Annotated in this window: 9 protein-coding genes and 2 riboswitches; of the genes, 4 read left to right on the forward strand and 5 right to left on the reverse strand. The window is 61.7% G+C overall.

The features are described from left to right. Positions 1-313 precede the first annotated feature (313 nt). Positions 314-1,972, reverse strand: coding sequence for an L-lactate permease (locus QMY55_RS05215; protein WP_283487616.1), 1,659 nt, complete (start codon positions 1,970-1,972; stop codon positions 314-316). A 205-nt stretch (positions 1,973-2,177) separates the two neighbouring features. Between QMY55_RS05215 and QMY55_RS05220 the strand changes: the two genes are divergently transcribed. Next, positions 2,178-3,356: an alpha-hydroxy acid oxidase gene (locus tag QMY55_RS05220; RefSeq protein ID WP_283487617.1), complete on the forward strand. Its 1,179-nt coding sequence runs from the start codon at positions 2,178-2,180 to the stop codon at positions 3,354-3,356. Positions 3,357-3,411: 55 nt separating this feature from the next. Here the strand turns inward: QMY55_RS05220 and QMY55_RS05225 are convergent, their stop codons facing one another. Next, positions 3,412-4,170: a tetratricopeptide repeat protein gene (locus QMY55_RS05225; RefSeq protein WP_283487618.1), complete on the reverse strand. Its 759-nt coding sequence runs from the start codon at positions 4,168-4,170 to the stop codon at positions 3,412-3,414. A 390-nt stretch (positions 4,171-4,560) separates the two neighbouring features. Beyond that, a complete protein-coding gene (gene nhaA, locus QMY55_RS05230) occupies positions 4,561-5,949 on the reverse strand; it encodes a Na+/H+ antiporter NhaA (RefSeq protein ID WP_283487619.1) in 1,389 nt (462 codons plus the stop codon). A 352-nt stretch (positions 5,950-6,301) separates the two neighbouring features. Here nhaA and QMY55_RS05235 point away from each other — a divergent pair, with 352 nt between their 5' ends. Then, entirely contained in the window at positions 6,302-7,234 is a 933-nt protein-coding gene (locus tag QMY55_RS05235) for a DMT family transporter (protein ID WP_283487620.1), read from the forward strand. Between the two features lie 167 nt (positions 7,235-7,401). Here the strand turns inward: QMY55_RS05235 and QMY55_RS05240 are convergent, their stop codons facing one another. After that, positions 7,402-8,829, reverse strand: coding sequence for an amino acid permease (locus QMY55_RS05240; protein WP_283487621.1), 1,428 nt, complete (start codon positions 8,827-8,829; stop codon positions 7,402-7,404). A 100-nt stretch (positions 8,830-8,929) separates the two neighbouring features. After that, on the reverse strand, positions 8,930-10,198 hold the full coding sequence (locus tag QMY55_RS05245; protein ID WP_283487622.1) for a D-amino acid dehydrogenase: 1,269 nt from the start codon (positions 10,196-10,198) through the stop codon (positions 8,930-8,932). A 53-nt stretch (positions 10,199-10,251) separates the two neighbouring features. Beyond that, a riboswitch (glycine riboswitch) is annotated at positions 10,252-10,372 on the reverse strand. Then, positions 10,373-10,471, reverse strand: a riboswitch (glycine riboswitch). 543 nt (positions 10,472-11,014) lie between these two features. On the opposite strand from QMY55_RS05245, the gene QMY55_RS05250 reads away from it, so the two are divergent. Then, positions 11,015-12,547, forward strand: a complete 1,533-nt coding sequence (locus QMY55_RS05250; RefSeq protein ID WP_283487623.1) for an amino acid permease — start codon at positions 11,015-11,017, stop codon at positions 12,545-12,547. Between the two features lie 122 nt (positions 12,548-12,669). Further along, a complete protein-coding gene (gene dinB / locus QMY55_RS05255) occupies positions 12,670-13,887 on the forward strand; it encodes a DNA polymerase IV (protein WP_283488888.1) in 1,218 nt (405 codons plus the stop codon). The last annotated feature ends 29 nt before the right edge of the window (positions 13,888-13,916 follow it).

The raw sequence follows: 13,916 nt of genomic DNA on the forward strand, positions 1-13,916 counted from the left end.
CAAATTGGATCTATTTCGATTGGAATGGATTGTATGAAGCGGAATTAATCTTGAATTTCATGGTTTTCCCTTGATTTTTGAAATTAATTGGTAATACCAATTGAAGAAAAAGATGAAATTCTGAGGACATAAAAAAGCCGCAGGCCTGGAGCGCTGCGGCTTTTATGGACAAGCTCATTGCCGGTCTGACGGCGGGTTTTGAGCGCGGTGCTTAAAACCGCGGCACCCAAGCCAGAGACGGCCAGCAAGGGCCGCCCCGCAGCAAAGGCCGTCGTCCCCCTGGGGGGAAGCCGCAAAGCGGCTCAGGGGGGGACTAGTTCACCATCAGATGGAAGGGCCAGACATAGGCCTGCAGGGTCACGAAGATGCCCATCAGGCATGCCAGGGCGATCGAGTGGAAGAACACGTAGCGCAGGATGTCGCCTTCATGGTTGAACCAGCGCGTGGCGGTGGAGGCCACGACGATGGACTGGGCGTCGATCATCTTGCCCATCACGCCGCCCGAGCTATTGGCCGCGCCCATGAGGTTGGGCGACAGGCCCAACTGGTCGGCCGCCACTTTCTGCATGCCGCCAAACAGCACGTTCGATGCCGTGTCCGAGCCCGTGAGCGCCACGCCTAGCCAGCCCATCAAGGTGCCGAAGAAGGGGTAGAGCACGCCGGTGTTGGCAAAGGCCAGGCCCAGCGTGGTGTCGGTGCCCGAGTAGCGCGTCAGCGTGCCCAGGGCCAGCATCAGCACGATGGTCAGCAGCGAGTAGCGCACGATGTAGATGGTCTTGAAGAACTGGCCCACAAGCTGCACGGGGTTGTACTTCATGACCAGGCCGCCAACGATGGCCGACAGCAGAATGCCGGTGCCTGTGGCCGACAGCAGGTTCAGCGTGTAGACCGCGCCTTCCTTGGTGGGCTGTTTGACCACGGGCGGCATCTTCTCGATCAGATTGTGCAGGCCGTCCATGGGGAAGGCGGGGCTGAAGATGCCGTTGAGTGCGGTCTTGACCGAAGGCAGGCCCCAGATGAAGACGAAGACCGTGAGAATGGCCCAGGGGGTCCAGGCACGGATTACATCGGCGCGTGAATGCTTGGTGATGGCGCGTGGTGCTTCACCTTCACCCTGACCGCTTTCATGGCCACGCAGTGTGGTGGTGCGCCAGATGTTCTTGGGCTGCCAGACGCGCAGGAAGGCGACCAGGCAGACCATGGAGATGATGGCGGCGATGATGTCCACCAGCTCAGGGCCAATGAAGTTGGACACCAGGTATTGAGGGATCGCGAAGGACACGCCGGTCACCAAGATGGCGGGCCAGATCTCCATCATGGCCTTGCGGCCCGCAAAGGCCCAGATCAGCCAGAACGGCACCAGTACCGAGAAGAAGGGCAACTGGCGGCCGATCATGGCCGTCACTTCCATCAGGTCGTAGCCGTGCACCTTGGCCAAGGTGATCACGGGCGTGCCCAGGGCGCCAAAGGCCACGGGCGCGGTATTGGCGATCAGCGACAGGCCCGAGGCGGCCAGCGGCGAGAAGCCCAGGCCGATCAGGATGGCGGCCGTCACGGCCACCGGTGTGCCAAAACCTGCCGCACCTTCGAAAAAGGCGCCGAAGGCGAAGGCAATCAGCAGCAGCTGGATGCGGCGGTCCTCGGTGATGCCGGCAATCGAGTCCTGCAAGATCTTGAAGCTGCCGTTCTTCTCGGTCAACTGGTGCAGGAAGATGATGTTGAGCACGATCCAGCCAATGGGCAGCAGGCCGGTGAGGCCGCCCAGCATGGCCGCGCGGCCGGCCATGTCGGCCGGCATGTTGTAGACGAAAACGGCAATGATCAGCGCTGCCACCAGGCCCGCGCCTGCGGCCCAGTGGGCTTTCATATGCAAAAAGCCCAGACCCACGAGCATGACCACTACCGGTATGGCAGCCAGCAAGGTCGATAACCACATATTCGATAGCGGGTCGTATACCTGTTGCCAAATCATCTTTTACTTCTCCTCCATGAATGAATGGAAGTGATGGTGGCGGCGTGGATGGCTTCCCACACTAGCGAAAGCCCTTGGTTTGCCATCGCTGCAGAAAATTTCAATACGGGAATAAATCACTTCAAACCCGAGTCCGAGAAAGAAAGGCCTTGTCGGTACTACCATCAACCGCAACTCAGAAACACAAGTTACAGAGGTAGAAACCGTGGCTGATCTTTCCAAAATCACCTGTATCGAAGACCTGCGCGTGGTGGCAAAGCGCCGTGTGCCGCGCATGTTCTATGACTATGCGGACTCGGGGTCCTACACCCAGGGCACCTACCGCGCCAATGAGGATGACTTTCAGAAGATCAAGCTGCGCCAGCGCGTGGCGGTGAACATGGAAGGGCGCAGCACGCGCAGCACCATGATCGGCCAGGAGGTGGCCATGCCGGTGGCGATCGCGCCCACGGGTCTGACCGGCATGCAGCATGCCGATGGCGAGATTCTCGGGGCCAAGGCTGCGAAGGCCTTTGGTGTGCCGTTCACGCTGTCCACCATGAGCATCTGCTCTCTCGAAGACATCGCCGAGCACACCGATCACCATCCGTTCTGGTTCCAGCTCTATGTGATGCGCGACAAGGCCTTCATGGAGCGATTGATCAACCGCGCCAAGGCGGCCAACTGCTCGGCGCTGGTGGTGACGCTGGACCTGCAGATCCTCGGCCAGCGTCACAAAGACATCAAGAACGGTCTGTCCACCCCGCCCAAGCCCACGCTTGCCAACATGATCAATCTGGCCACCAAGCCGCACTGGTGCCTTGGAATGCTCGGCACCAAGCGCCGCAGCTTCGGCAATATCGTAGGTCACGTCGATGGCGTGGGCGATGTGTCCTCGCTATCGTCCTGGACGGCCGACCAGTTCGATCCCTCGCTGAACTGGAGCGATGTGGAATGGATCAAGAAGCTCTGGGGCGGCAAGATCATTCTGAAGGGCGTGATGGACGCCGAAGACGCGCGCCTTGCCGCGCAAAGCGGTGCCGATGCTCTGGTGGTCAGCAATCATGGCGGCCGCCAACTCGACGGCGCGCCTTCGTCGATTGAAGCCCTGCCATCGATTGCAGAAGCTGCGGGCAAGGATATCGAGGTCTGGATGGATGGCGGCATCCGCAGCGGTCAGGATGTGCTCAAGGCCCGCGCTCTGGGTGCTCAGGGAACGATGATCGGCCGCAGCTTTCTCTATGGTCTGGGGGCCTATGGGCAGGCCGGCGTGAGCAAGGCGCTGCAGATCATCCACAAGGAGCTGGACACCACCATGGCCTTCTGCGGCCACACCCAGATCGACAAGGTGGGCCGGGAGATTCTGTTGCCCGGCACCTATCCCAAACCGTTTGCAGTGATCTGATCTGTGCTGTCGGCGGCTTGCTGTACTGCGAGCCGCCGCGATCTCAGACGGGAGTTCAGGAATTGCTGGCCTTGGGCTTCCACTCCTGCACCTGCTGCTGGATCTTGGCCCTTTGTGCGGGCTTCAATTTCTTGGCAATGATTTCCTGCTGCTTGGCGGAATCCTTCTCGCCATCCTTGGCTGCCAGCAGCGCCCAGAAATAGGCCTGGGGCCAGCTTTGCTCCACACCGCGGCCCAGCGCATACATGGAGCCGACGTTGAACTGGCTGTTGGCATCGCCCTGTTCTGCGGCCACCATGTACCACTTGAAGGCCTCCTTGCTGTCTTGCGCCACGCCACGGCCCTGGTCGTACATATAGCCGAGATTGCTCTGACTCGAGACATGGTTCTGTGCCGCCGCCAGGCGGTACAGCCGGACGGCTTCTTCCTGGTTCTCTGCCACGCCGCGGCCGTCGTCATACATCAGAGCAAGGTTGAACTGCCCATCGGCATCTCCCTGTTCTGCAGAGAGGCGGTACCACTTGAAGGCTTCCTTGTCGCTTTGCGCAACGCCGCGCCCCCGGTCGTACATCAAACCGAGATTGGCCTGGCTTTCGGCATGCCCCTGTGCTGCAGCGAGGACAAACCACTTGGCCGCCTGTTCGTCATTCTTTGGCACGCCGCGGCCCTTCAGGTACACCGCAGCCAGGTCGAACTGGGCTTGTGCATCGCCGGCCTGTGCATTTTTCAGCAGATCGGCTGGTTGCGCGGTCGCCAGCGTGCTACTCAGCAGCAAAGCTGCGGAACATAAAAAGTGACTGAAGTGTTTTTTCATGGTTTCCTGATAGTTTCTTTGTCGCAGACGAGGGCGCATTCATTGAGGCAAGGCAAAGCTCTTGCCTCGATGGGTGTTGAGCGGGGTTGTGGTGCGCCGGGCGTGAACGTTCAGGGGAGCCGGCCATGCCAGACAGGCTATCGAGCCCTGCCTGTGTGCATGTCCGGCAATTGATCTTCCACGCTCCGAAATGCAGTGAACCTCTCTGAGAGGGGCCAGCCATTGCAGCTGGGTGGAGCGGTTTCAGATGAGCGAAGCCATTGTAGCCACGCGCCGGGCCTGGTCTTCGCCAGCCCTGCTGTGGCCCGGACTGTCGGCTATGCGCCGTCAGATCAGGGCTCCTCTTTTTTGTCGCGCTTCAGCTCGTAAGTGCTTGAGCGCGAGAGACTCTCAATGGCTCTGCAAACGTTTGCGGAACACAAAGCCGTAGCTCAGGCCCAGCACTGCGGCCATTGCCGAACCCGCCAGAATGCCCAGCTTGGCCGCGCCTAGCAGGCTGGCGTCGTCAAAGGCCAGTCCACCCACAAAGATGGACATGGTGAAGCCTATGCCTGCCAGCAGACCCACCAGCAGCACGCCGCGCCAGTTCAGGCCTTCGGGCAGGCTGCACAGCCCGCTCTTGACGGCCAGCCAGGTGCAGACGAATACGCCCAGCGGCTTGCCCAGAACCAAAGCCAGCATCACGGCCCACATGGCGCTCTGGGGTCCACTCGCCTGCAGATCGGCGCCGCTGAACTGCACGCCGGCATTGGCCAGCGCAAAAATCGGCATCACGCCAAACGAGACCCAGGGATGCAGCATCATGGGCAGGCGCAGGGCAGGGGGCAGCATGTCGCGCTGGGCTGCCTGCACGGTGCGCAGGTTCTGGTGGACTTGCTGGGCATCGGGCTCGGGCCGTGCCAGCTGGGCCTGTGCGCTTTGCAGCGCCTGGCTGGCCATGGCCTGGGCTGGTCGGACCGATGGGCGCATCAGCACCGGCGTCATCAGGCCCAGCACCACGCCGGCCAGCGTGGGGTGGGCACCGGTCTTGAGCAGACCGAACCACAGCACGGCACCCGGCAGCACATACAGCGGCGCAGACGCAATGCCCATGCGGTTGAACAGCAGCACCAGCAACACGCCGGCACCGGCAATCACAAAGCCCATGGCTTGCAGGCCACCCGAGTAGAAGAAGGCAATGATGAGCACGGCCACGATGTCGTCGATGATGGCCAGCGCCAGCAGGAAGATGCGCAGCGACCCCGGGATATTGCGCCCCAGCAGCGCCAGCACACCGACGGCAAAGGCGATATCGGTGGCGGTGGGAATGGCCCAGCCGTTGAGCAAGGTCTTCTCATTGCCAACCCAGACCATGTAGATAAGGGCGGGAACAATCACCCCGCCCACGGCCGCGATCAGCGGCAGACTGGCCTGGCGCAGGCTGGCCAGGGCGCCGTCATGCAGCTCGCGCCGGATCTCCATGCCGACCACCAGGAAGAAGATGGTCATCAGCACGTCGTTGACGATGAAGTGCAGATCGGTGCTGAAGCTCCAGGCCCCCAGCGTCATGGCGACGGGGGCATGCCAGGTGGCGAAGTAGCTGGCTGCCCAGGGGGAGTTGGCCCAGATCAGCGCTGCAGCTGCGGCCAGCATGAGCACCATGCCGGCAAAGGATTCGATATGCAGCAGATGCGCGATTTTTTCCTGCAGCCGTTCGGTGGCGATTTGCAGGGCAGGAATGCGGGGCTCGTTTTGGGGTGCAGAAGGCGCAGGGGCCTGCACAAGAGTCTGTGGGTCCATCTGTCGGTAGGTGAGGCAGTCGTTTGGCCTGTTGAGCACTCGGTGCGCGAGACAAGACCCGCATGCTGCACAAAGCGCTGCAAACGACTGGCGCGCTGGCGGCCCGACCTGCGCATGAACATTCACCTGCCATCGCCACCTTGTGTGACGGGCACCCAACGGAAATTGTAGCGAACATTGCTTAAACGGTCTGGATTTCGGGTTATTTGGCGCTAAAGCCGGCATCGTGAACCGGCCGATCTTGGCTCGCATTCCACGTCGCCTTGACTGATGGGGCCGGGCTGCGCGGATGGCGTCAGCGCCGCACCGTCGTGGCCGCTATGCTGACGGCCTACAAGGATTGGGGCGGCAGATGTCTGGTATGGGAATGGAATATTTATGGGTGTTCGTGGTGCTGTTTGCGGCGGCGGCGCAAACGGTGCGCAACACGGCGCAGCGCTCGCTGACGGCGCAGATCGGCACGCTGCCGGCCACGCTGGTGCGCTTTCTCTACGGCTTGCCATTCGCCGCCGTCTATCTGCTGGCGCTCTATGCCCTGGGCGATGGCAGCCAGGCGCTGCCGCAGTTCTCCTTGGCCTATGTGGGCTGGATTGCGCTGGGTGCCTTCTTTCAGGTAGCGGCCACGGCAGCCTTGCTGATGGCCATGAAGGAGCGCAACTTTGCCGTGGCGGTCACGCTCTCCAAGACCGAGGTATTGCAAGTGGCCTTGTTTGCGGCCATGTTCCTGCACGAGCTGCCGACCCGGCTGGCGCTGCTGGCCATGGTGCTGGCCACGGTGGGTGTGCTGATGCTGTCGCTGCCGCCGCGCGGTCAGGTCTTCAGCCTGTCGGCCTGGACCAGCAAGTCCTCGGTGTATGGCCTGATCTGCGGCGCCTGCTTTGCGCTGGCCACCATAGGCTTTCGCGGTGGCGCGGTGGAAATTGCCAAGCTGGGCGTGAACTCGCCCTGGCTGTCCGGCGCCTGGGGGGTGTTGATTGCACAGGCCATGCAGTCGGTGGGTCTGGGCGCCTGGATTGCCAGGACCCATGAGCAGGGCCTGCACCCATTGATCCAGTCCTGGCGCATTTCCCTGCTGGCCGGCAGCATGGGCGCTGCCGCATCGCTGGCCTGGTTCACGGCCTATGCCATGCAGGGCGCGGCGCCGGTGCGCACGCTGGGCATGGTCGAAGTGGTGTTCAGCTACATCGTCTCGCGCCGCGTGTTCAGCGAAAAGCTGTCTCTCACCGAGAAGCTGGGCATGGCGCTGATGATGCTGGGGCTGGTGCTGATCTGTCTGCAGCTCTGATTTTGAGAGCTGCCTGCGCTTCATCTCTCTCGTTTTTAGATTGAAAAATATCTGAAACCAAAAGGAATGGAGCGTAAGTAGCTCTTGAATCAATAGCTTGCCATTGCAGTATCAGCCGCGGTATCAAACAGCGCAGGCGCGACGTTGACTTGCGGCTGTCATGCATCTCAGGCGACTTGCTGCGCTTGGGTCAGGCTTTGATGCGGTGCGGGCTTGACCGCGTAGAGCCGGTAGCCAATCGTCAGCAGCGCAAACCATACGGGAGCGATATAGAGCGCCACGCGGGTGCTGGCGTCCAGCGACAGGCAGACCAGCACCGCGGCCAGAAAGGCCAGCACAAACCAGTTGGTGAACGGTGCCCCCGGCATGCGGTAGGCCACGGCTGCGGCGCGTCCCAGTCTCACGGCGCGGCGGTAGCGCAGATGGGCAAAGACGATGATGCCCCAGGTCCACACGGCGCCTATGGTGGCAATGCTGGTCACATAGATGAAGGCCTCCTCGGGCACCAGATAGTTGAGCACCACGCCGACCAGCATGAAGGCCGCAGAGATCACAATGCCGGCGGCCGGCACATGGCGTGAATTGACCTTGCCCAGGCGGGCGGGCGCCTGCTTGAATTGCGCCAGCGTGTAGAGCATGCGGCCCGTGCTGAAGATGCCGCTGTTGCACGAAGAGGCTGCGGCGGTGATGACCACGAAGTTGATGATGCCGGCAGCGGCAGGAATGCCCAGCTTGTCGAAGACATGGACGAAGGGGCTCATGTCGGGACTCAGCTCGTTCCAGGGTACCAGCGACATGATGACCACCAGGGCGCCGACGTAGAAGATCAGGATGCGGTAGACGATGCTGTTGGTGGCTTTGGGCAGCACCTTCTCGGGCGACTCGGCCTCACCGGCAGTCACACCTATCAGCTCCACGCCGGTATAGGCAAAGCAGGCTATCTGCAAGGTGAAGACCACGCCGACCATGCCCATGGGCGCAAAGCCGCCGTGCGACCAGAGATTGGAGAAGCTGGCGGTCTGGCCCAGCGGGCCCCAGCCCGTGGTGATGATGGCCACGCCCAGCACCAGCGTGGCCACAATGGTCACGACCTTGATCAGCGCGAACCAGAATTCCAGCTCGCCAAAGACCTTGACCGCAATCAGATTCACGCCCAGCAGCAGGGCCAGGGTGGCGAGCGCCGGAACCCATTGCGGAATGGCCGGAAACCAGTAGTGGGTGTAGATGCCTATGGCCGTGAGCTCGGCCATGCCCGTCACCACCCAGGTGAACCAGTAGGTCCAGCCGGTGACGAATCCAGCCCAGGGGCTGACGTAGGTTTCGGCATAGGTGGCAAAAGAGCCAGCCACCGGGCGGTGCACCAGCAGCTCGCCCAGCGCCCGCATGATGAAGAAGATGGCCAGCCCGGCAATGGCGTAGCTGACCAGCAGCAGCGGCCCGGCTTTGTGAATGGCCTTGGCCGAGCCCAGGAACAGGCCCACGCCAATGGCGCCACCCAGGGCGATCAGCTGGATATGCCGGTCCTTGAGGCCGCGCTCCAGCTCCCCTGTCTGCTGCAGCGACTCCCCGGCTGCGATTGGATGATTTCGGCTCATGTTGTATGTCTCCGTTTTGCCATTCACACGGCAACAGTCGCCCCTCACGGGGCGCTGCGGCTGCCGTGTCTGGCTTGTTGGTGAGGTTTTCAGGTGGTGCTCAGGCGCGAGCGGTGGTCAGCGTGGCCGGTCGGGGCTGTCTGCTGGTGCTGCCCATGGACTGCAGCACGACATCGCCCACCATGTCGGCAGTGATGGCCGACAAGGTCCAGCCCAGATGGCCGTGGCCGGTGTTGTAGAACACGCAGGGCTTGTTGCCGCGTCCCACGCGCGGCAGCATGTCCGGCATCATGGGGCGCAGACCGGCCCAGGGCACGACGCTGCGTGTGCTGACGCCCGGAAAGCATTGCTGCACCCATTCGATGAGCGGGCGAATGCGGTCGGCGCGGATGTCCTTGTTGTAGCCGTTGAACTCGGCCGTGCCGGCCACGCGGAAGCGATCGTCACCGAGACGGCTGGTGACCAGCTTGGTTTCGTCATCGAGCAGGCTGACCACGGGAGCTGCGGCGCGGCTGGCTGCATCGGGCAGATTGACGGTGATGGAGTAGCCTTTGACCGGATAGATGTTGACACTGTCGCCGAGCTGGCTGGCCAGCGCGCGGCTGGCCGTGCCGGCGCAGACCACCATGGCGTCGAAGGTCGAGGTCGCGGTTTCCGCGCCTTGGCGCACGGTCACGCTGGCCTGCTTGCCGTTGCTGTCCACCGCCACGATCTCCTGGTCGTAGCGGCATTGCACGCCCAGTCGTTCGCAGGCAGCAGCCAGGCCGCTGGTGAACTTGTGGATGTCGCCGGTGGAATCGCTTTCGGTGAAGTAGCCGCCATAGAACTTGCCCGACAGCGTGGGCTCGATGGCATGCATTTCATCGGGAGTGACGGCACGGCGCTCCAGTCCGCCTTTGGCCAGCAACTGCGAAACCCTGCCCGCATGTTCAAAGCCCGCCTGGTCGCGATAGATATGCAAGATGCCCTGCTTTTTGAGGTCGAAATCAATGCCTTCGCGTTCGGCCCAGGTGAACAGATGTTCGCGCGCCGCAATGGCTAGGCGCGCGGTTTCGACCGTGTTTTTCTCGTAGTGAGGAATGGCTGCCAGAAACTGGCAGAACCAGGAAATCTTGTGCCAGCTGGGCTTGGGGTTGAGCAGCAGCGGAGCATCGCTCTTGAGCATCCACTTCAGGCCCTTGAGGATGGTGGACCAGTGGGTCCAGACCTCGGCGTTCGATGCCGAGAGTTGTCCGCCATTGGCGAACGAGGTCTCCATGGCGGCATAGCGCTGCTTCTCGAACAGGGTGACGGAAAATCCGCGGCGTGCGAGGGCATAGGCGGTGGTCACGCCCGTGATGCCACCACCGATGACGGCGATTGTCTTCATGATTCAGATTCCAGATACGTCAAAGGTGGAGCCCGTGCGCGATATGCGCAGCGGACGCCCCCTCTGTTCTGGACCTGAGAGATTCACGAGGCAGATGCCCTGGGGCGCTGCTCGCTTGCTCCTTCGGTATGCCCGGCGGACGATGACGTCCGGACATTCTTCAGAGTGTGTGAAACGGTGATGCCGATCCTTTTGCCTGAGAGTTTCCGGGGCGGTTGCTCCTTCGGCGCTGCCTGCTTTTTGACGAGTGGCAGTCTCTCTCGATATCACCGGGCTGAAAGCCTGCGAGCAAATGTAGAAAGAACGCCAGTCATTGGATATACGGGTTTTCTAGACTTACAAATGCTGACGTGGTGGCAATGTCTTCGAATAGCGCTCTGCTTTGGATAGCTGATGACGCTTTGTGCCCCAGGGTTACATGAATAAAAAACCAGAAAAGTGATGCAGACAAAGCGATAGATGCTTGTACTTTCATAGCAAATCACTCTGTCAAGCGAGCTGGAGCAGCCCCAGAGCCCGTCATTGCATTGACCGGGGCCAAAGTGGCGGGACGGGGTTTTGGGCAGAATACGGGTTTTGCCTGTCAAGGGGTCTGGTGATATCTGCGCCCGACCTTTGAAGCACCCGACTGGGGTGGCTACCGATACAGAGTGCAGCCGGCTTATCTGCCGCCATCGCGTTCTGCCTCATGGCTTTGTTCCTTTGTCCTTGTTGTCTGCGATCGCAATGGTCGCTTTTTTGCGTTGCATGCAGCAGCGCCTGCGGGATGGTTTGGTGCTTTGGCTTGAACAGGCGCAAACCAAGACAACAAGACTTATGTCCCAACCCAACTCCGGCCAGCAGCCCACGCAGACGGTGCAGGCCTCTTGCAGCAGTGACAGCGAGCAACCCCGGCTGCACCGGGTGCTCAAGCAGCGTCACCTGAGCATGATTGCCATTGGCGGGGCCATCGGCACGGGCCTGTTTGTGGCCTCCGGCTCGGCCATCGCCCAGATCGGTCCTGGTGGCGCGGTACTGACCTATCTGCTCATCGGCATCATGGTGTACTACATCATGACCAGCCTGGGCGAACTCGCGGCGTTCATGCCTGTCGCCGGTTCTTTTTCGACCTATGCCTCGCGCTATGTGGATCGCGGCTTCGGCTTTGCGCTGGGCTGGAACTTCTGGTTCAGCTGGGCCGTGGTGGTGGCGGTGGACCTGGTGGCCTCGCAACTGGTCATGGCCTACTGGTTCCCCGATGTGCCGGGCATCATCTGGAGCCTCTTGTTCCTGCTGCTCATGGTGGGGCTCAATGCCTTCTCGGCGCGCGGCTTTGCCGAGGCCGAATACTGGTTCGCGCTGATCAAGGTGCTGGCCGTGGTGGCATTCCTGATCACGGGTGTGCTGATTCTGTTCGGCATCGTCAGCAACGGCCATGTGCCCGGCTTTGAAAACTGGACCACGGGCGACGCGCCTTTCGTCGGCAATTTCGCCACCTTTGTGGGCGTGGCCATGATCGTGGCCTATTCCTTCCAGGGCACGGAGCTGGTGGGCGTGGCAGCGGGCGAATCCGAAAACCCGCGCGAGAACGTGCCGCGTGCCATTCGCAAGGTGTTCTGGCGCATTCTGCTGTTCTATGTGCTGGCCATCATCGTCATCGGCTTTCTGATTCCCTATACCGATCCGCAGCTGCTGCGCACCGACGTGGCCGACATTGCCGTCAGCCCCTTCACGCTGGTGTTCCAGCATGCGGGCCTGCTGTCGGCGGCGACGGTGATGAATGCGGTGATTCTGACCTCGGTGCTGTCCGCCGGTAACTCGGGCATGTATGCGGCCACGCGCATGCTCTACAACATGGCGACCGAGGGCAATGCACCGCGCATGTTTGCCAGGCTGACGAAGAACGGCGTGCCCCTGGTGGCCCTGGTCGGCAGCACGCTGGTGGCCAGCCTGTGCCTGTTTTCCTCGCTCTACAGCCCGCAGGCCGTCTATATCTGGCTGCTGAATCTGGCCGGCATGACGGAGTTCATCGTCTGGCTGGGCATTGCCGTCAGCCACTATCGCTTCCGCCGCGGTTATGTCATGCATGGTCATGATGTGGGCCTGCTGCCCTACAAGGCCGGCGCCTTTCCCTTCGGCCCGATCTTTGCCTTTGTGCTGTGCCTGGTGGTGACGCTGGGTCAGAACTATCAGGCCTTCCTCGAAGAGCGCATCGACTGGGGTGGTGTGATCTCCACCTATCTGGGCATTCCCTTGTTCCTGCTGTGCTGGCTGGGCTACTGGCTGGTCAAGCGCAAGACCTGGGTCCGCTATGCCGATATGCGCTTTGAAGAGGTGGATGAGCTGCGCCGTGAAGCCGCCGCCAGATAAAGCTCCCGGGGCCGATGGCATCAGCCTTGCTGCCGACGCTTGCCAGCGCAGGCAGAATCGGCACTGTGAGCGATCTTCCCGTCAGCCCTGAAACCAAGCCCAGGCGCATAGCGCATCTCGATATGGATGCGTTCTATGCCTCGGTGGAGCTGCTGCGCTATCCGCAGCTCAAGGGCTTGCCCGTGGTGATTGGTGGCGGGCGGCGCAGCTTTGACGATGCGCTGCTGGCACGGCATGCGCATCTGCCGCTGTCGGAAATCCCCGTTCAGGATTTTCCGCTGCTGCGCGATTACACGGGGCGCGGTGTCATCACCACGGCCACCTATCCGGCGCGGCAGTTTGGCGTGGGTTCGGCCATGGGCATGATGAAGGCCGCCAAGCTGTGCCCGCAGGCCATTTTGCTGCCCGTGGATTTTGCCGAGTACCGGCGCTTTTCACGCGCATTCAAGGAAATCATTGTCTCGATCGCGCCGCTCATGGAGAACCGCGGTGTGGATGAGGTCTATATCGACTTCACCGATGTGCCGGGCGGCCAGCGCGAAGGCGGGCGTGTGCTGGCGCGGCTGATCCAGAAATCCATTTTCGAGGCCACAGGCCTGACCTGTTCGGTGGGCGTGGCCCCCAACAAGCTGCTGGCCAAGATGGCCAGCGAGTTCAACAAGCCCAATGGCATCTCCATCGTCCAGCCCGAGGATCTGCAAAGCCAGATCTGGCCGCTGGCCTGCCGCAAGGTCAATGGCATAGGCCCCAAGGCCGATGCCAAGCTCAAAAGTCTGGGCATAGAAACCATAGGCCAGCTGGCGCAGCAAAGCCTGCCGCAGCTGCTGCACTGGTTTGGCAAGAGCTATGGCCACTGGTTGCATGAAGCGGCCTGGGGGCGCGACGAGCGCCCCGTGGTGACGGAGAGCGAGCCGGTTTCCATGAGCCGGGAGACCACGTTCGAGCGCGATCTGCATGCGGTGCGCGACAAGGCGGAACTGGGGGGCATCTTCACCGATCTGTGCGAGCGCCTGGCCGAAGACCTGCAGCGCAAGGGCTATATGGGGCGCACGGTGGGCATCAAGCTGCGCTACGACGATTTCAAGATTGCCACGCGGGATCAGACTTTGTCGCTGCCCATACTCGATGCTGCAGCCATCCGGCAGGCGGCGGGCCAATGCCTCAAGCGCGTGCCGCTGGAGCGGCGCATCCGGCTGCTGGGAGTCAAGGTCGCCAGCCTGATACGGACGGCCGACTGGCTGGCCTCGGAGCATGATCCGGTAGCACGCGAAGCCTTGCTCAGACCCGCAGGTTTGACTTCCGTCAAGAACTCGGATCCCTATACCGCCTCTCTGTTCTGAACACTGCACGTGGACATGCTGGCTGTGCG

The organism is Comamonas resistens, from assembly GCF_030064165.1.
Taxonomy (GTDB): domain Bacteria; phylum Pseudomonadota; class Gammaproteobacteria; order Burkholderiales; family Burkholderiaceae_C; genus Comamonas; species Comamonas resistens.